This is a genomic window from Allostigmatella hybrida, from assembly GCF_020103775.1.
In the GTDB taxonomy this organism is placed as follows: Bacteria; Myxococcota; Myxococcia; order Myxococcales; family Myxococcaceae; genus Hyalangium; species Hyalangium aurantiaca.
This window is the reverse complement of record NZ_JAHXBH010000011.1, coordinates 1-18,529: the sequence shown is the minus strand read 5'-3', so window position 1 is coordinate 18,529 and position 18,529 is coordinate 1. Positions and strand designations below refer to the sequence as shown.

At 73.8% G+C, this 18,529-nt stretch carries 13 protein-coding genes and 1 pseudogene; 7 read left to right on the top strand and 7 right to left on the bottom strand.

The window, feature by feature from the left end:
* The first annotated feature begins 46 nt into the window (after nucleotides 1-46).
* From KY661_RS18850 to cheB (KY661_RS18820), 7 genes are read left to right on the top strand one after another with little or no spacing between them, the layout of a single operon-like run.
* Nucleotides 47-424, top strand: coding sequence for a response regulator (locus KY661_RS18850; RefSeq protein WP_225411518.1), 378 nt, complete (start codon nucleotides 47-49; stop codon nucleotides 422-424).
* A 2-nt stretch (nucleotides 425-426) separates the two neighbouring features.
* Nucleotides 427-2,499 carry a chemotaxis protein CheA gene (locus KY661_RS18845; RefSeq protein WP_225411517.1) on the top strand — a complete coding sequence of 691 codons (2,073 nt, stop codon included), beginning with the start codon at nucleotides 427-429 and terminating at the stop codon, nucleotides 2,497-2,499.
* The gene (locus KY661_RS18840) at nucleotides 2,496-2,927 is read left to right on the top strand and encodes a chemotaxis protein CheW (RefSeq protein ID WP_075009203.1); all 432 of its coding nucleotides are present in this window, start codon (nucleotides 2,496-2,498) and stop codon (nucleotides 2,925-2,927) included. The genes KY661_RS18845 and KY661_RS18840 overlap by 4 nt, the downstream gene beginning before the upstream one ends.
* A complete protein-coding gene (locus KY661_RS18835) occupies nucleotides 2,924-5,473 on the top strand; it encodes a methyl-accepting chemotaxis protein (RefSeq protein ID WP_225411516.1) in 2,550 nt (849 codons plus the stop codon). The genes KY661_RS18840 and KY661_RS18835 overlap by 4 nt, the downstream gene beginning before the upstream one ends.
* Nucleotides 5,470-7,824 carry a HEAT repeat domain-containing protein gene (locus KY661_RS18830; RefSeq protein WP_225411515.1) on the top strand — a complete coding sequence of 785 codons (2,355 nt, stop codon included), beginning with the start codon at nucleotides 5,470-5,472 and terminating at the stop codon, nucleotides 7,822-7,824. The genes KY661_RS18835 and KY661_RS18830 overlap by 4 nt, the downstream gene beginning before the upstream one ends.
* The gene (locus KY661_RS18825; protein ID WP_225411514.1) at nucleotides 7,824-8,651 is read left to right on the top strand and encodes a CheR family methyltransferase; all 828 of its coding nucleotides are present in this window, start codon (nucleotides 7,824-7,826) and stop codon (nucleotides 8,649-8,651) included. The genes KY661_RS18830 and KY661_RS18825 overlap by 1 nt, the downstream gene beginning before the upstream one ends.
* On the top strand, nucleotides 8,651-9,688 hold the full coding sequence (cheB, locus tag KY661_RS18820) for a chemotaxis-specific protein-glutamate methyltransferase CheB (RefSeq protein WP_225411513.1): 1,038 nt from the start codon (nucleotides 8,651-8,653) through the stop codon (nucleotides 9,686-9,688). The genes KY661_RS18825 and cheB (KY661_RS18820) overlap by 1 nt, the downstream gene beginning before the upstream one ends.
* 6 nt (nucleotides 9,689-9,694) lie before the next feature.
* On the opposite strand, the gene KY661_RS18815 is transcribed toward cheB (KY661_RS18820), so the two are convergent.
* The 7 genes and pseudogenes from KY661_RS18815 to KY661_RS18785 all read right to left on the bottom strand — a co-directional run.
* Nucleotides 9,695-10,990, bottom strand: a complete 1,296-nt coding sequence (locus tag KY661_RS18815) for a sensor histidine kinase (protein ID WP_225411512.1) — start codon at nucleotides 10,988-10,990, stop codon at nucleotides 9,695-9,697.
* Nucleotides 10,991-11,045: 55 nt separating this feature from the next.
* A complete protein-coding gene (locus tag KY661_RS18810) occupies nucleotides 11,046-12,455 on the bottom strand; it encodes a glycoside hydrolase family 1 protein (RefSeq protein ID WP_225411511.1) in 1,410 nt (469 codons plus the stop codon).
* Nucleotides 12,452-13,126 (bottom strand): hypothetical protein, encoded by a 675-nt coding sequence (locus KY661_RS18805; RefSeq protein ID WP_225411510.1) that lies wholly within the window; start codon nucleotides 13,124-13,126, stop codon nucleotides 12,452-12,454. Before KY661_RS18805 ends, KY661_RS18810 begins: the two co-directional genes overlap by 4 nt.
* Before the next feature lie 72 nt (nucleotides 13,127-13,198).
* On the bottom strand, nucleotides 13,199-14,875 hold the full coding sequence (locus KY661_RS18800) for a sensor histidine kinase (protein WP_225411509.1): 1,677 nt from the start codon (nucleotides 14,873-14,875) through the stop codon (nucleotides 13,199-13,201).
* A gap of 152 nt (nucleotides 14,876-15,027) precedes the next feature.
* Entirely contained in the window at nucleotides 15,028-16,089 is a 1,062-nt protein-coding gene (cheB, locus tag KY661_RS18795) for a chemotaxis-specific protein-glutamate methyltransferase CheB (RefSeq protein ID WP_225411508.1), read from the bottom strand.
* Entirely contained in the window at nucleotides 16,086-18,227 is a 2,142-nt protein-coding gene (locus KY661_RS18790) for a hybrid sensor histidine kinase/response regulator (RefSeq protein ID WP_225411507.1), read from the bottom strand. The genes cheB (KY661_RS18795) and KY661_RS18790 overlap by 4 nt, the downstream gene beginning before the upstream one ends.
* Nucleotides 18,228-18,529, bottom strand: a pseudogene (locus KY661_RS18785) (methyl-accepting chemotaxis protein); the annotation flags it as partial.

Genomic DNA, 18,529 nt, shown 5'->3' with positions numbered 1-18,529 from the left:
CTACGGGAATCCCTCTAGGGTCCTGGGCCGTTTCCAGAGGACGTCCATGCCTGAGGTGCTCGTCGTTGATGACAGCAAGGTGATGAGGGACATGGTGGTGGCCTGTCTGCGTCCGATGTCCGGGCTCGGGTTCACCCATGCCTCCAGCGGGCTCGAGGCCATCGAGCGGCTGACGCTCAAGCCGTACGATCTCATCGTCCTGGACCTGAACATGCCGGACATCGGCGGCATCGAAGTCGTCGAGTTCGTGCGGGGCCAGGACACGCTGCGCCACCTGCCCATCGTCATGGTCACCACCCGCGGCGACGAGGAGTCGCGCACCAAGGCGCTCGCCGCGGGGGCCGACCGTTTCATGACCAAACCTTTCACTCCGGCGGCCATCCTGGCCGAGGTCCAAGGACTGCTCACCGGGGGACGCGGGTGAGTGTGGACCTGGCAGACTTCCTGCCTGCCTATCTGTCCGAAGTCGAAGAGCTGCTGAGCGCTGCCCGCGCCCACTTGCTCGCGCTGGAGGCGGCGGCCCGGCAGGGCTCCTCCCGGCCCCGGCTCGTGCGAGACCTGTTCCGGGCCCTGCACACCATCAAGGGCCTGTCGGCGATGATCGACGTGGAGCCCATCGTCGCCATCTCCCACTGGATGGAGGCCGCCCTGCGCCACGCGGACCAGTCCGGGGGTGAGCTGGCCGAGCCCAGCCTGGAGCTGCTGATGGAGGGGCTGAGCGCCATCGAGCAGCGGGTGCGCCAGCTCTCGGATCGCAAGCCCGTGCAGGGGGCGCCCCCGGAGCTCCTGGAGCGCTTGCAGGGGCTGGAGTCCGCCGCCGAGCGCCGCGCCCAGCCGCAGCCGGCCACCCTGGCGCTGGAGCCCGCACTGGCCCAGAAGCTCTCCTCCGCCGAGCAGGCCCAGCTCGCCGCCGGTGTGGCCGCGGGCCGCCGGGCGCTCCGGCTGGACTACATTCCCTCCGCGGAGCGCTCCGCCCAGGGGCTCACCATCAACTCCGTGCGGGAGCGGACGGGCCGCCTCGCGGAGCTCGTCAAGGTGATGCCCGTGTCGGGCCCCACGCCCGGGGGCGGCAACCTCACCTTCGTGCTGCTCGTGCTCACGGACGCGGAGGACGCGGCGCTGATCGAGGCCCTCGGAGGGCCCCCCGCGACGCTGCGCCCGCTGACGGCCCCCGCGCCCGCGGCCCCGCGGCCGGCGCCCACCCCGGTGCCGCTCCTGGCCCCGGTGACGGCCGCCGTCCCGGGGCTGCCGCTCGAGGAGGACCTGTCCTTCGAGGAACCTCGCCGGGGCAGCGGGAGCCTGCGCGTGGAGGTGCCGCGCCTGGATGATGCGCTGGAGCGGGTGGCCGCGCTCGTCGTCAACCGCTCGAAGCTGACGCGGGCGGTGGCGGACCTCTCGGCGGCGGGGGCGCCCACGCGGGAGCTGCAGCAGGTGCTTCAGGAGAACGCGCGGCTGCTGCGCGACTTGCGCGCCTCGATTCTCCACCTGCGCATGGTGCGCTTGCGCGAGGTGCTGGAGCGCCTGCCGCTGCTGGTGCGCGGCCTGCGCCGCAGCACCGGCAAGCAGGTCCGGCTGGAGCTGGACGTGGGCGAGGCGGAGCTGGACAAGGCGGTGGCCGACCGCATCCTCCCCGCGCTCGTCCACCTGGTGCGCAACGCCGTGGACCACGCCATCGAAGCCCCCGCGGAGCGCCTCGCCGCCGGCAAGCCCGAGGAGGGCGTGCTGCGCCTGGGCTGCCACACGCGCGTCAGCGGACGGCTGGAGCTGTCCTTGAGCGACGATGGCCGGGGCGTGGATGCCGCCGCCGTGGCCGCGCGCGCCGGGGTGCCGGTGCCCGCCTCCGGGACGGAGCTGCTGGAGCTGCTGTGCCGTCCGGGCCTGTCCACCCGGCAGGCCGCGGACGCCACGAGCGGCCGGGGCATGGGCATGGACATCGTCAAGCGCATCGTCGTCGAGCAGCTCGGCGGCGCGCTGCGCCTGGAGACGCATCCGGGCCAGGGCACCACGTTCACCCTGTCCGTGCCCCTCACCATCACCATCGTGGATGCCTTCATCTTCGAGTGCGCCACCCTGCGCTACGCGGTGGCCGTGAGCACGGTGGAGGAGATCATCGAGGTGGACCCCGCCCGCATCGTCCACCCCCCGGGTGAGGCGCAAGGGGGCGCCGCCCTGGTGGACCGCCGGGGTGTGGCCGTGCCGCTGGTTCACCTGGCGCAGCTGCTGCGCCGGGAGGGCGGGCGTGACGGGTTCGCGCCCAAGGCCTTCGTCGTCCAGCAGCGCGGCCTGCCGGTGGCCTTCGCCGTGGACCGGCTGCTGGGGCAGCAGGAGATTGTCCTGCGGCCCTTGGAGGACCCGCTGGTGCGGGTGCCCGGCGTGGCAGGTGCCACGGATCTGGGAGACGGACAGCCCACGCTGGTGCTGGACTTGCCCGCCCTGGGCGCAACGAAGCTTGGCAGTGGCCCCCGCTCGGACCGGCTGGCCCGGGAGGCCCTGGCATGAGCGCGCTGCACGTGGTGTTCAAGGTCGCAGGGGCGGAGTACATCATCTCCGCCTCCGAGGTGCTGCAGATGGAGTCCTACACCGGGGCCACCCCCGTGCCGGGGGCTCCCCCGCACGTAGCGGGGCTGGTGCAGGTGCGGGGCCGGGTGGTACCGGTGGTGGACGCGCGGTCGCGCTTCGGCATGCCGCCGGCGGAGCGGACGTTGGATTCGCGCGTGGTGGTGGGCCAGCTCGGCACGCGCGTTGTGGGGCTGCTGGTGGACAGCGCGCGCGAGGTGGTGAAGCTGGAGCCCAGCCAGCTCCAGCCGCCGCCCCCGATGGTCGCCGAGCAGGCCAAGGGTTACGTCAAGGCCGTGGCCCAGGTCGGGCAGCGGCTGGTGATGCTCATCGATTTCCCCCGGGTCATCGGGGAGGAGACGTCTCAATGAAGGCCAAGGGTGTGAACGGAGTGCCTGTGCTGGAGGCCGCTCGGGCGCTCGCCGAGACCGTGGCGGGCGCTGTGCGCGAGGGCACGGGGGCCCTCCAAGAGGTGGAGCACTTCGCCTCGCGCCTGGCGTCCAGCGGCAACGAGCAGGCAGCCGCCAGCGACCAGGTGCGCATCGCCATCGAGTCGGTGGCCAGCAGCGTGGAGCAGACGGGCGCCTCGGTCCAGGAGCTGCTGCGCTCGCAGCGCGCCGTCAGCGACTCCGCCAAGGGCGTGCAGCAGGAGGCCGAGCAGACCGCCGGGGCGATGCAGGAGCTGACGGCCTCCATCGGCGGTGTGCGCAAGGATGCCTCCGCGCTGGCCTCGTCCGCGGAGACCACGGCGGCCACCCTGGAGGAGACGGCCCGCTCGGTGAAGGGGGTGGGCGCCAACGCGGAGGAACTCGCCGCCTCCAGCGAGGAGCTGCTGGCCTCCATGACGGAGATGAGCGCCACGGTGTCGGACCTGGTGGGGCGCAACCAGTCGAGCGCCGCGGCCACCGATGAAGTGGCCGCCACCGTGGAGGAGATGTCCAAGGGGCTCGCCCGGCTGTCCGCGGACGCGCAAGGGGTGGGCGAGCGCATCTCCACCGTGTCCAGGGCCGTGACGGGCATTGGCCAGACGTTGGGCAACCTCGCGCGGGATGCCACCAGCATGGCCGCCAGCGTGGAGGAGACGGCCTCCACCACCGAGGAGCTGGCGCGCTCCGTGCGCGCGGTGGCCGAGAGCGCCCGCACGCTGGAGACGGCCTCCGCCACCACCGCCTCGACGGTGACCGAGGTGGCCGCCAGCGTGGAGGAGGTCGCCGCGACGGCCGAGAAGAACGCGGCCACCGTGGAGGCCAACGCCGCCACCATCGAGCAGATGGCCCGCTCCTCCCAGGTGGTGGCCCGCGGCGCCGAGCAGATCAACACCCTGGCGGCCACCAGCGCCGCCTCCTCCAGCCAACTGGAGACCTCCATGCGGCGCATCGCCCAGCGCTCGGAAGAGGCGCGGGCGCATGGGGACCGGGTGAGCGCCACCGCGCGGGAGGGCGGCGCCACCGTGGCCCGCTCCATCGCCGGCTTTGGCCGCATCCGGCAGTCCATCACCGAGTCCTCCGGGGTGATGAAGGAAATGGGCCGGCGCGCCGAGGAGATTGGCGACATCGTCCAGACCATCAACCTCATCGCCGACCGCACCAACCTGTTGTCGCTCAACGCCAGCATCGAGGCGGCGCGTGCCGGGGAGCACGGGCGCGGCTTCGCGGTGGTGGCCGAGGAGATCCGCGCCCTGGCGGACCGGGCGGCGGCGGCCAGCTCGGACGTGGCCAAGATTGTCCGGGGCCTGCAAAACAGCGCCCGCGAGGCGGTGGTGGCCACCGGCGAGGGCGTGCGCGCGGCCGACGAGGGCGCCTCGCTGGCGGCGGACGCCGAGCGGGCGCTCTCCACCATCCTCAAGGGCGTGGACGAGCTGGGCGGGGCGGTGCGCGAGGTGGCGCGGGACACCTCCGAGCAGGCCCAGGCGGTGCAGGCGCTCGCGCAGGCCACCGCCCGGGTGAGCGAGCAGGGCCGGCTCATCGCCGCCTCGGCCGCGGAGCAGGCCGAGGCGGCGCAGGCCCTGGCCAAGGGGGCCTCCGAGATGCGGCGCATGGCCAAGCAGACCACCCAGGCCACGGGCGAGCAGGCGCGCGCGCTGCGCGACGCGGTGCGCACCAACAGCCAGCTCGCCGAGTCCGCCGCCCAGGTCTCCCGCGCGGTGCAGGAGCAGTCCGTCGCGGCCGGGGAGCTGGCGAAGACGGCCACCCAGATGCGCTCGCTGGTGCAGCAGGTGAGCACCGCGGTGGTGGGGCAGGGCAAGGAGGTGTCCGGGGTGAGCACGCTGGCCCAGGAGGTGTCCTCCGCCATCCAGCGCACCCTGGCGGCGCTCGCGGAGCAGTCCAAGGGGGCCTCCGAGGTGGCCAAGGCCATGGACGACACGCGCAAGCAGGTGTCGCAGTCCACCAAGGCCGTGGCCGAGCAGGGCCGCGCGGTGAAGCAGAGCGAGACGGCGGCGCGCCAGGTGGCGAAGCTGGCCGCGGAGCTGACGCGCGCCGCGGACGAGCAGACCCAGGCGCTGGGCTCCCTGACGCGCAACGGGGAGGAGGTCCGCCGGGTGGCCCGGCAGACCTCGCGCGCGCTGGATGAGCAGGCCGAGGCGCTGGCGGCTCTCACGCAGTCGGCCACCCAGCAGGCCACCGGGGTGGCGGCGGTGGCGCGCGCCACGGCGGAGCAGGCGGTCATGAGCGAACAGATTTCCCGGGCCGTGGAGGAGATGCGCGTCCGGGCGCGGGAGATCGCCACCACCTCGGCGCAGCAGGCCCGGAGCACGGCCACCACCGCGGCCGAGGTGAAGGAGGTGACGGGCCGGCTCTCCGCGCTCTCGAAGCTGCACGGGCAGCAGGCCGAGCAGCTCTTCCAGCTGAGCGGGATGCTCGGCAGCGCGAGGCCGCCCGATGGGAAGCCCGCGCGCGCGACGGAGCCGCAGCCGTGAGGTCCGCCGGTCATCCCCTGTCCCTGTCGAGCGAGGACCGTGCCCGGGTGGAGGCGGTCGAGGCGCTCGCGCGCCGGGGCGCCGCCAGCCTGGAGGTGCTCCTCAGAGACCTGGACACCTCGAGCTGGGCGGTGCGCCGGGCCATCGTGGGCGCGCTGGCGCGCCTGGGCACCCCCGCGGTGGAGCCCCTGTGCCGGCTCTTGAGCGAGGCGCGCGGCAGCGAGGCCCAGCTGGCCGCCGCCGTGGACGCGCTGGTGGCCTCCACCGGCGAGGTGGACGAGCCCGTCATCGCGCTGGGGGAAGACCCCAACCCCGCCGTCATCTGCGATGCCGCCCAGGTGCTGGGCCGGCGCCGCAGCCGGCGCGCGGTGCCCCTGCTGGCGAAGCTGACGGTGCACGCGGACGACAACGTGGCGGTGGCCGCCATCGAGGCGCTGGGCCGCATCGGCGGCGGCGAGGCGGTGGATGCGCTGCTCGCGGCGCTGGAGAGCGGCAACTTCTTCCGCATCTTCCCCGCCATCGACGTGCTGGGCCGCTCGGGGGACCCGTCCGTGGTGCCCGCGCTGCTGGGGCTCCTGGCGGACCCCTTCTACATGGCCGAGGCGGCCCGGGCCCTGGGCCGTACGGGCCAGGAGGCCGCGGTGCCCTCGCTGGTGGGGCTGCTGCAGCGGGGCACGGACTCGGTGACGCGCGTGGCGGCGGTGGCGCTGGTGGAGATTCACGATGCGCAGGTGCAGCGCTTTGGCGGCGTGCGGCTGGTGCGCTCGGCGCTGCGCGCGCGGCCGGAGCTGGGGGAGCTGGGGCGCAAGCTCTCCCGGTGCCTCACGGGCGCGGACGCGACGGAGAAGGCGGCGCTGTCGCGGCTGATGGGGTGGGCGGGCGGCTCGGAAGCCGCCACGGGCCTGCTGGCCATGCTGGATGCGGAGCCCTCCGTGGCCCGCGCCGCGGCGAGCGCCCTCCAGGAGATGGGCCCCGAGGCGGATGCCCCGCTGCTCCAGGCCCTGCGCACCGGGGACAGCGCCCGGCGCCTGCTCCTGTTGCCCCTGGTGCACCGGCGCTCGTCGGCGGTGCCCGACGTGGTGCTGTGCCTGGAGGACGAGGACGCCTCGGTGCGGGTGCTCGCGGCCGACACCCTCTCGCGCCTGGGCGAGCCGGGCGCGGTGCGCTACCTCTTCGAGCGCCTGGCGGACGAGGACCCGCGGGTGATGCAGGCGGCGGTGGGCGCCATCCAGTCCCTGGGCAGCGAGGAGACCGAGACGCTGGCGCTCGAGGCGGCGCGCTCCTCGGACATGCGCAAGCGCCGCGCCTCGCTGCGCATCATCTCCTACTTCGGCTACTCGAGCGGCCTGGACGTGCTCCTGCACGCCATGCGCGAGACGGACGAGCGGCTGCGGGACGCGGCCATCTACGGCCTGCCCTTCATCGATGATCCGCGCGCGGTGGATGCGCTGCTGGAGGCGTCGCGCCACGACTCGGAGCGCACGCGCGCGGCGGCCATGCGGGCCCTGGGGCAGACGGAGAAGGAAGCCCGGGTGACGTCCTGCTTGCTGGGAGGGCTCGGCGACAAGGATCCGTGGGTGCGCTACTACGCGTGCCAGTCGCTCGGAAAGCTCAACGAGGAGGCCGCCGCGGACGCCATCGTCGCGCTGGCGGACGACGAGGCGGGCCAGGTGCGCGTGGCGGTGGTGGACGCGCTGGCCCACCTGCACACCGAGAGTGCCCTGAAGGCCCTGCAGCGCGCGGCCGTCTCGGGGGACTCGGATGTGCGCCGGGCGGCGCTCTTGGGGTTGGGCGTGTCCAAGCGCCCCGATGCGCTGCCGGTGCTGAGGGATGCCGTCCAGGCGGAGGACCCCGCCACGCGCCTGGTGGCCCTGTCCGCCGTGGCCGAGTATGACACGCCGGAGACGGTGTCCGTGCTGATGCGGGCGGCGACGGACACGGACGAGAGCGTGCGCAACGCGGCGGTGGGCTTCCTGGCCACCCGTCCGGGCATGCCTGCCACCCAGGCCCTCGTCTCCCTGCTGGGGGAGGTCTCCCTTCGCGAGCGGGTGGTGAACGCCCTGTCCCTGATGACCGAGGGGCGCATTCCGGGGCTGCTCGCGGCGCTGGAGACGGCCGATGAGCACCAGGCCCCGCTGCTGGTGGCGGCCCTGGCCCGCATGCAGCGCGCGGACGCACGCGCGGCCCTGCTGGGCGCGCTCACCGCCAGCAGTCCGGCGGGGCGCCGGGCGGCGGCCGCGGCCGTGGGGGCCATGAGCACGGTGGAGGCGCGCGATGCGCTCCAGGAGTCCTCCGCCCATGATCCGGACCCCGAGGTCCGACAGGCGTGTTTGCAGGCACTGAGCCGCTAATGGCCTCGTTGGCACTCACGCCGCCCGTCTTCGCCATTCTCTCCGCGCTCATCGAGCAGCGGGCGGGGCTTCACTATGGGCCGGAAGACCGGGAGCTGCTGGCGGACAAGGTGTCCTCCCGGGCGCTGGAGGCGGGCTTCGAGTCGTTGCTCGACTACTACTACTTCCTCCGCTACGACCCGGCGGGCCCCGCGGCGCTGGATTCGCTCGTGGACGCGCTGCTGGTGCACGAGACGTACTTCTTCCGGGACGCGCTGCCGCTGGAGGCGCTGGTGGAGGAGGTGCTGGTGCCCGCGGTGCGCCAGGGGCAAAAGCCCCGGGTGTGGTGCGCGGCGTGCTCCACCGGCGAGGAGCCGCTGACGCTGGCGATGATGCTGGCGGAGCGGGGCGTGCTGAAGGACGTGCGCCTGGTGGCGAGCGACCTGAGCCCGCGGGTGCTCGACCGGGCCCGGCGCGGCGAGTACAACCTGCGCTCGATGCGGGCGCTGCCCCCGGGCATCGAGGGCCGCTACCTGGACATCGTGGAAGGGCGGCCGCGCGTGCGCCAGGAGCTGGTTGCCGCGGTGGAGTGGCGCCGGGTGAACCTGGTGGACGCGGAGACCATCTCGGCCATGGGCCCCTTCGACGCTGTCCTCTGCCGCAACGTGCTCATCTACTTCCAGGACGAGGTGGCGCGCCGGGTGGTGGACTCCCTCACCGGGGTGCTCGTCCCCGGAGGGCCCCTGCTGGTGGGCACCTCCGAGTCCCTGATGCGCTTTGGCACCGCGCTGCTGTGCGAGGAGCGGCGCGGGGCCTTTTTCTACGTGCGGCCGAAGGAGAGCCCTTGATGCAGTCGCCGGTTCGGGTGCTGGTGGTGGATGACTCGGCGTTCGCGCGCAAGGTGTTGCGGCAGGTGCTCTCCTCCGCGCGGGGCATACAGGTGCTGGACACCGCGCGGGATGGGCTGGATGCGCTGGAGAAGATTTCCGAGCTGCGCCCGGACGTCATCACCCTGGACTTGATGATGCCGCACCTGGACGGGCTGGGGGTGCTCAAGGCCCTGGCCTCCCTGCCCTCGCCGCCGCGCGTGGTGGTGGTGAGCACCGCGGAGGAGGACAGCGAGCTGGCGGTGTGCGCGCTCCAGGAGGGCGCGGTAGAGCTGGTGCACAAGCCCACGGCGCTCGCCACCGAGCGCCTCTACGAGATGGGCGAGGAGCTGGTGGCCAAGGTGCTCACGGCGGCGAGCGCCCAGGTGCGCCCGGGCGTGGAGGAGCGCCCGGTGGTGAAGCCCCGGGTACAGCCCTCGCCCAGCACCTCCCACAAGCTGGTGGTGGTGGGCACCTCCACGGGGGGCCCCGCGGCGCTGGGGCGGCTCCTGGCGGCGCTGCCGGGGGACTTTCCCGTGCCGCTGGCGCTCGCGCTGCACATTCCCGCGGGCTACACGGAGGCGCTGGCGCGGCGGCTCGACAAGCAGAGCGCGCTGGAGGTGCTGGAGGCGGCCGAGGGCGTGGAGCTGAAGCCGGGGCGGGCGGTGCTCGCCCAGGCGGGCATGCACCTGTCGTTCACCCGCCGGGACGGCAGCGCCTGGGCGAAGCTGTCGCTCGAGCCCGCGGGCACGCCCCACCACCCCTCGGTGGACGTGCTCTTCCAGAGCGCGGTGGCCGGCTGGAGCAAGGATGTGGTGGGCGTGGTGCTCACCGGCATGGGCGATGATGGGCTGGCCGGCTCGCGTGCCATCCACGCCGCGGGGGGCCGGGTGCTCACCGAGTCCCCCGAGTCCTGCGTGGTGTACGGCATGCCCCGCGTGGTGGTGGAGGCGGGCCTGTCCTACGCCAGCGCCCCGCTGGAGGGCATGGCGGCGCTGCTGGCGCGCTCCGTGCGCTGAAGCGCCTCAGCCCTTCTTCGAGCCGGGGCCCACGGGCGCCGGCCTGCGCATCAGCTCCGCGGCCACGGGGGGCAGGCGGGGCAGGCTCACGGTGAAGGTGGTGCCCTCCTCGATGTCCGAGCGCACCTCGATGGTGCCCCCGTGGGCCCGGACGATTTCCCGGACGATGTAGAGCCCCAGGCCGTAGCTCGTCTTCGCCGTGCGCGAGGCCTGCGGGCCGCTGCGGAAGGGCTCGAAGAGCTGGGGCATCAGCTCGGGGGGCACGGGCTTGCCCTGGTTGTGGACCTCCAGAATCACGTGCTCCTTGCGCGCCCGGGCCGCCAGCCGCACGGGCGTGTCCGGCGGGCTGTACTTGAGCGCGTTCTCCAGGAGGTTGGAGACCACCTGCGCCAGCCGGTCGGGATCCCACATGCCGCCGGTGTCCTCGCCCTCCTTCTCACACACCAGCGAGCGGTCCGCGTACGCCACCCGGAACTGGTGGGACACCTGCTGGAGCAGCTCGTGCATGTCCGCCCGCCGGGGCTCCAGGATGATGCCGCCACCCAGCTGGGCCCGGGCGAAGTCCAGGAGCAGCCGGGTGAGCCGCTCGATGCGCAGCGCCGCGGAGGTGATGCGCCGGAAGGTGCGCTGCTGCTCCTCGGGCGGGGGGCCGCCGGCGGCCATGATGCGCGCCCAGGAGATGATGGCGCCCAGGGGGCTGCGGATGTCGTGGCTGACGATGCCCAGCAGCTGCTCCTGGAAGTCCGTGGCGCGGCGGGACTCCTCCTCCGCCTTCTTCTCCAGGCTGATGTCCTGGAGCACCCCCAGCATCCGCACCGCCCGGCCCTGCTCGGCGAACACCCGCGCCCGGGCGCGCATCCACCGGGGGGCCCCCTCGGGCACGTACACGCGGAACTCGGCATCGAACGCCGAGGGCGTCTCCAGCGCGGCGGCCACCTGCTGGGCAAAGCGCGAGCGGTCCTCGGCGAGCACTCGCTGGAGGAAGGCCTCGTAGGTGTCCCCGGGCCCGCCGGGCACCCCGCCCAGGAGCGAGGCGATGTTGTCGGACCAGCGGATGCGGCCCTCGGCGAGCGGCCAGTCCCACGTGCCCAGCCGCGCCGCCTCCATGCACAGCCGCAGCCGCTCGCCGTCCAGCGCCGGGTCCGCCCCGCTCCCGTCCACGGCCGGCAGGGCCGGGGGAGGCGCCAGGGCGCGCTCCTCGGCTGCCCGGGAGGAGGACAACGGGGAGTCCGCTGGGCCGTCAGCGGTTTTCCCCGGGGCGGCGGTGCGCCGGGTGCGCTTCTTGGTGGGGGGCTCGGACATTATCGGCAGGTCAACGTGTGTGCGGCATACACCACCGCGGGTTCGAAGGGCGAGGCTAGGGGTTCGGCGTGAGGCCGAGATTGCGCGCGATGTCCTGGAATGCTCTCACCGCGGGTGTTTCCGTACGGCGCTTGTCCGGACTGTCCAGGTCCACCGCAAAAAGACCGAATTTGGGTTCGTACCCTTCCGCCCATTCGAAATTATCGATCAGACTCCAGTGGAAGTATCCCCCCACGTTCACTCCCTCCGCGAGGGCCTCCTCCACGGCGTACAGGTGGGTCTGCAGGAACCGCGGCCGGCGCGCGCCGGAGCGGTCCGGCATGCCGTTCTCGGTAATGAGGATGGGGACGCCCAGGGCGGCGTAGCGCTGGAGGAAGAGGAAGAGCCCCTCGGGGTACAGCTCCCAGCCCAGGTCATTCACCACCTTGCCCTTCGGGGTGTACTGGCGGGCCAGGGCGGCATCGCCCAGGTCCTGCCGGATGTAGTCGCGCGTGTAGTAGTTGAGGCCGAAGTAGTCGACGGAGTCCTTGAGGCCCTCCACCTCGCGGTCAATGGAGGTGGAGCCCGGCACGGACAGGCGGATGCGGCCGGTGCGCAGCGCCTCGGGGACGCTGTTGTTGAAGAAGGCGTCGGTGAGGGCCGTGGCGGCCGTGTCCGCCAGGGAGCCGGAGGCCGCCTGGAACAGGCGCGCGTGGTGGGCCAGGCCAATGCGCGTGGCATGGCCGTCCCCGTCCGCGTCCACGGTGTCCAGGGCGCGGAGCTGGCGCGCGGCGCGGGCGTGCGCCTCGATGAGCCGGTCGAGCACCGCGGCCATGGCCTTGGTGTCCTTCTTGCCTGGGGGCCAGATGCCATCCAGGTAGCCCTGCACGGCGTACACGTTGGGCTCGTTCACCGTGCACCACAGGTCCACCTCGCCACCGAGCGCCTCGGCCACCCGGGCCGTGTACGCTTCGAAGGCCTCCAGCGTGGCGGGGTTCTCCCACCCGCCCATGTCCGACACCCAGAGCGGCAGGGTGAAGTGGTAGAGCGTCACCATGGGGGTGATGCCCTGCAGGCGCAGCGTGCGGGCCCACTGCCGGTAGCGCTCCGCGGCCTCCGCGTTCCACTCGCCCGGGGCGGGCTCCAGCCGGCTCCACTCCAGCCCGAAGCGGTAGGCGTTCGCGCCCAGCACCTGCATGGAGCGCACATCCGCGTCGAAGCGGTTCCACGAGTCCGCGGCCTCGCCGGACGGCCGCTCATCCTTGATATGCGGGCTGCCGTCCGGGAAGCGCTCCCGCTCCCAGCGCGTCCAGTCGTTCGTGTTGCCGCCCTCCACCTGGTGCGAGGAGGTGGAGGTGCCCAGCAGGAAGCCCCGGGGCAACTGGGTGCCAATGAGGGCGGTGCGCGCCGCGTCCGGCTCGAAGCGGGAGCTGTCCGAGCACGCGGCCACAAGGAGGCTCAAGAGCAGCAGGGGGCGGTGGCTCATGGGGAGACTCCCGGGCGGGAGGAGGGAGGGTTGCCCACCAGTCCCACGGTGAGCAGGGCGCTGTGGGCGCCGAAGAGGCGGAAGGCGTGGCCGCTCACCAGGAGGCCCGCGCGGGTGGTGAGGGGAATGCGCGCCTGGGCCCGGACGCCCAGGGGCAGCACGTAGCCGATGCCCACCGGCCCGTAGGAGATGCCCACGTGCGCGGGCACCATGCCGTTGCCGTCCAGCAGGCCCGCATCCAGCCGCACCGGCCCCACGTCATAGAGGCCCCGGACGGAGGGCAGCACCTGGAGGAGGGGCTCGGCGCGGTGGGCGCCCTGGAGGACGGGGCCCGCCACCACGCTCCAGCGCTCGCCGGTGTAGCCCACGCGCACGGCCAGGGAGAGGCTGGGGCCGGGGCCGTTGCGCTCCAGGGGCAGCAGTGACAGCACGCTGCCCTCCACGGTGAGGCCGCCGAAGAGGTAGTGGCCGCCGCCGCCGCTGGCCAGGTACACGTCGTTCCACCCCCCGCCCTCGAAGGTGTAGCCGCCGGTGAGCAGGCCTGTCTCGGCGTGCAGCTCGTTCACCAGGGCGCGGGGAGGAGGCGCGTACGCCGTGGGGCCTGGGCCCCTGGGGCTGGCCTGGGCGGTCAGGCTCGCGCTGAGGAGGAGGGCCAGGGGCAGGGGACGCATGGGGAACCCCCACGATAGCCTGCTTGGGCCCGGTTGCGCCTCCGGTGACGTCACGCCCGAGGCGGGGGCCGCTCAGGAGTGGAGAACGCGCTCGTCGGCGGCGGGGACGGTGTGCAGGGTGAAGGAGAAGGTGCTGCCCTCGCCCAGGGTGCTCTGCGCCTCGATGCGGCCGCCGTGGGCCTGGACGAGCCCCTTGGCGATGGCCAGCCCCAGCCCGGTGCCCCGGCTGACGGAGTCCTTGGCCTGCCAGTAGCGGTCGAAGACGTAGGCGAGCTGCTCGGGGGGAATGCCCTTGCCGGTGTCGCGCACGTAGAGCCGGGCCTCTTCGCCCTGCACCCGGGCGCCCACGGTGACGCGGCCCCCGGCCTCGGTGAACTTCACCGCGTTGCCCAGGAGGTTGCCCAGCACCTGGAGCACGCGGCCCCGGTCACACAGCACGCGCGGCAGCCCGTGGGGCAGCTCCACCACCACCTGGAGCCCATGCGCTTCCGCGAGCGGGCGGATGCTGTCCACCGCCTCCATCACCAGCGCGGAGGTGTCCACCTCGCGCGTGTCCAGCGGAAGCTGCCCTTCCTCCAGGCGCCCCCAGTCGAGCAGGTCCGAGATGAGCCGCAGCGCCCGGTCCGAGGCGTCCCGGATGCGGGTGGCGTGCTTGTGCACGTGCTCGTCCCGGGCCACGTTGGGCCGCTCGCGCAGGAGCAGCGCCGAGCCGAGCTGCACCACGCCCAGCGGGTTCTTCAAGTCATGGGACACGACGGCCAGCAGGTCCTCGCGGGCGCGCGTGGCGCGGCGGGACTCGCCGAACAGGCGCGCGTTGTCGATGGCGAGGCTGGCGCGCTGGCACAGGTCCTCCGCCAGGGCCAGGTCCTCCGGGCCATAGCGGCGCCCCGAGCCCGAGGAGACGAAGGTGACGGCCCCCAGCGAATTGCCCCGCGCCCTCAGCGGGACGATCATGTAGGAGCCGGCCTGGAGCTGGGTGAGGAGCGCGGGGTGGTGCGGCTCGGCGGCCGCGGCGCGCAGGAGCGAGTCCGTCACCGCGGGCACCAGCTCGGACTCCCCGGTGCGCAGCACGCGCAGCAGCCCCACGGGCGCGTCGTGCCGCAGCTCCATGCGCTGGGGCAGGGCGCGGGCGCGCTCCTCCAGCGTCGGGTCCAGGCACGCCACCGCCCTCCGGCACACCGAGCTGCCCTGCTCCAGCGCGTCCACCAGGCACCAGTCGGCCAGGTCCGGCACGGCCAGGTGCGCCAGCAGCGTGTACATGCCCTGCGGATCCGGCGGGTGGGCGAACAGCGTCGTCATCGCCTGGTACAGGAAGGAGCGGCGGCGCTCGGCGGTCTCCACCTCGGCGCGGGCGGCCTGCTCCAGCTCCAGGGCGCGCGCGTACACCGTCTCCGCCTCGGACAGGGGCTGCGCGGTCACCAGCACGCGCAGGGCGCCGCCGGGGCCCGTCACGGGGGCCAACTGAAAGGTATGCAGGCGCAGCCCCTCGGGCGAGGGCCAGGGCAGCTGCAAGGTGCAGGGCATGCCCGTCACCAGCAGGCGGGCGCGCTCCGCCTCCAGCCGGGCGAGCGTCTCCCGGTCCACCTGGAGCTCGCCCCAGCGCTGTCCGGTCAGGGCCCTGGGGGCCAGGCCGAGCACCTGGGCGCCCGAGGCGCTGCACGCCTGGATTTTCCCTGCATCATCGAGCAGGTAGGCAGGTGTCGGCAGGGCCTTGAAGACGTCCGCCCACCCATTGCTCTGCTCATTCATTGCCGTGCTCGAAGTCACCCACACAAGAAGAAAGGCGGGCCTGTTTTGTTCCAGAACATAGCTTTTTGTGGCCCGTCCGCCAGCCTGTCCAGCCCTGCGGGGTGGGGGGATGTCGCCCGCTGGACGGATCATCCCCTGGAGATGAGGCCCGGTCACGCTGGGGGGGCGGCCAGCTCCTTCAGGTGGGCGGCGATGGCGTCCAGCGGGAGCACGGCCTCGGCGAGCCCCGCGGCGACCACCACGCCGGGCATGCCGAAGACGACGGAGGTGGCCTCGTCCTGGGCGAGCACCCGGCCGCCGCCCTGGCGCAGCTCGCGCAGCCCATCCAGCCCGTCCTGCCCCATGCCGGTGAGGATGAGCGCCACGGAGGCGGCGCCGTAGGCGCGCGCGGTGGCCCGGAAGAGGAAGGTGCCCGAGGGGCGGAAGCCGCCCACCGGCGCCGCGTTGGACACCTGGGCCCTGCCGTCGGTCGTCACCCCGAGGTGCCGGTCATCCGCGGCCACATAGACCGTGCCCGGCTTGAGGGGCTCGCCATCCTCGGCCACCTTCACCTTCAAGGGGGTGACGGAGTCCAGCCACCGGGCCATGCCCTCGGCGAAGCCCAGGGCGATGTGCTGCACCACCAGGATGGGCAGGGGGAAGTCCGCGGGCAGCTCCGAGAAGATGCGGTGCAGGGCCGCGGGGCCCCCGGTGGAGGTGGCGATGGCGACCACGGCGGGCCGGGAGCGGGGGCCCGGCGCCACGGCGGGGCGCGGCGGGGGCACGCTGGCGCGCTGGGGCCAGTGCCGCACCACCTTCACCGCGGACATGGCGCGCAGGGTGTCGCGCAGGTGGCGGCTCTCGCGCTCGAAGTCGGGGGACTCGGGGCCCACCAGCTTCTGGAGCACCGCGAGCGCGCCTGCGCGCAGCGCGGACATGGACGTCTGGATGTCGCGCTCCACCAGCGTGGAGACGACCACCACGGGGGTGGGCACCTCCGTCATGATGCGCCGGGTGGCCTCCAGGCCATCCATGTGCGGCATCTGGATGTCCATGGTGACCAGCTGCGGGCGCAGCCGGTGCACGAGCTCCACCGCCTCCAGGCCGTCCCGGGCCTCGCCCACCACTTCGAGGCCAGGGTCCGCGCGGAGGATTTCCACCAGGAGCCTTCGGGCCGTGGGCGAGTCCTCGGCCACCACGACGCGCAGGGGATTGGATGAGGGGGGGACGGTCATAGCAGGCGTCTCAGCGTTTCCAGCAAGTGGGTCTGATCAAAGGTACTCTTCACCAGGTAGGCGCTGGCGCCCGCCTCCAGGCCCCGGGCCTTGTCCTCGGGCCGGTCGCGCGCGGTGACGAGCACCACGGGCAGGCGGGAGAAGCGCGGCGAGGTGCGCACCGTCTCGGTGAGGGCGAAGCCATCCATGCGCGGCATCTCCACGTCGGAGACGAGCGCGTCGGCGCCCAGGAGCTGCAGCCGCTCCCACGCCTCGGCGCCATCGGCGCACGCCACCACCTCGTAGCCGGCCGCCTCCAGCAGGCTCTGCTCCAGCGCGCGCGTGGTGGGCGAGTCGTCCGCGAGCAGGATGCGCTGGCGGGCCTTGCGCAAGGAGAGCGTGGGGAAGAGCGGGGCGATGGGGCGCCCCTCGGCGGCGCGCGTCAGCGAGGCGGGGTGGAGCAGGAGCGCCATGCGCCCATCCGGCAGCACCGCGGTGCCGGAGACATGGCGGGCGCGGCGCACGCGGGGCCCCAGGCCGCGCACGAGCACCTCCTGCTCGGAGAGAACTTCCTCCACGCCCAGCGCGGCGCGCAGGTGGCCCGCGGTGAGCACCACCGCGGAGAGCCGGGCGCGCGGGGCCCCCGCGGTGAGCCCCAGCACCGCGGCCAGCGAGGCGATGGGCACCAGGGCGTCTTCAGCGGGCCACATCTGCCGGCCCTCCACCTCGCGCACCTCGCCGGGGGCCAGCCGCAGCAGCCGCTCCACGCTCTCGGCGGGGAGGGCGAAGCGCTGGCCGCCGGCGCTCACCAGCAGCACGCGCAGGGTGCTCAGGGTGAGCGGCACATCCAGCACGAAGCGCGTGCCCTCGGCCGGACGGAACATGACGTCCACGCTGCCCCGGAGCGACTCCACCTGGGAGCGCACCACGTCCAGCCCCACGCCGCGCCCGGACACGGCCGTCACCTGCGTGGCGGTGGACAGGCCCGGCTGGAAGATGAGCCGGGCGGCGGAGGCGTCATCGGGCACGTCCCAGCCCCGGGCGCGCGCCTGGGCGCGGACGGCCTCGAGGTCCAACCCCCGCCCATCGTCCTCCACGGACACCTGCACGCGCCCTCCCGACAGCCGGGCGGCGAGCGTGACGCGGCCCTCCTCGGGCTTGCCCGCGCGGCGCCGCTCCTCGGGGCTCTCCAGCCCGTGCGCCACGGCGTTGCGCACCAGGTGGAGCAGCGGCTCGCGCAGCCCCTGGAGCAGGGAGCGGTCCAGCTCCAGCGCCCCGCCATCCACCTCGAGCCGCACCTGCTTGCCCGCGCCCCGCGCCACGTCCCGCACGGCGCGCTCCAGGCCCGCACACGCCTCCGCGAAGGGCAGGGTGCGCGAGCGGCGGACCTCTTCATCCAGCCCGCCCACGGCATGGTTCAGCGCGAGCCGGTCCCCGGCGAGCTCCCGGGCGAGCTGCGCCAGGCGCGTCTCCATGCGGCGCGCGGTGGCCTCCGCCGGGCCCTGGAGCTGGGGCCGCAGCAGGGTCATCTCCTCGCGCAGCGCCTCCAGCATCTCCGCGCGGCCCTCCAGCCGGAGGCTCGCCACGCGCAGCTCCCCGCTCCGGGCCAGCAGCGCGTCGAGCTTCTGCGCGGACACCCGCACGGGCAGGGCCTCCGCCACGGCGGGAACCTCCGGGGGCGGCGGCTCCAGGGGCACGGCGGGCTTGGCGGCGGGGGGCGGGATGGGGGCCGGGGTCTTGGGGGTGGAGCGGGCCGTGGCGGGGTGGGCCGCCGCGTTGAGCTGGGGCAGCAGCGCCTCCAGGGGCGAGCCGCTCAGGTCTTGCTTGAGGGCCAGCCGCTGCCGCGCATCGTCCAGCGCGTCGGCCAGGGCGAAGCCCAGCTCGTACACCTCGGGCGGGGTGGGCTGGTCGCGCCGGACCGTGCTCACCACCTCCTCCAGGCCGTGGCAGGCCATCTCCACGAGCGTCAGGCTCACCGCGCGCGAGGCGCCCTTCACGCTGTGCACCGTGCGCAGCAGCGAGGCGATGAGCTCCCCGGCCCGCGCGGGGCTGGAGGCCTTCTCCCACGCGAGCAGGTCGCGGTTGAGCGCGGCGATATGCCCCTCGAGCTCCTCGAGGAACGTGGCCATCAGCGCCTGTGCCAGCTGGTCCCTGTCCATCTAGCGTCCGAACTCGCTCAGCAGGCCCTTGAGCTTGAGCCCCATGGTGTTGAGGTCCTGCACCGCGCGCTCGGTCTGCCGGGTGGAGGAGAGGGCCTGCTGCGCGGACTGGTTCACGTCCCGCATCGCCTGGCGGATCTGCCCGATGCCCGTGGCCTGCTGGTTGGCCGAGGCGGCGATCTGCGCCGCGGTGAGCGAGGCCTGCGCCAGGATTTCCCCCAGCGCCTGGATGGAAGCGCCCGCCTGGCCCACCACCCGGGTGGCCGTCGCCACGCTCTTGGTGCCCTCCTCCGTCGTCATCA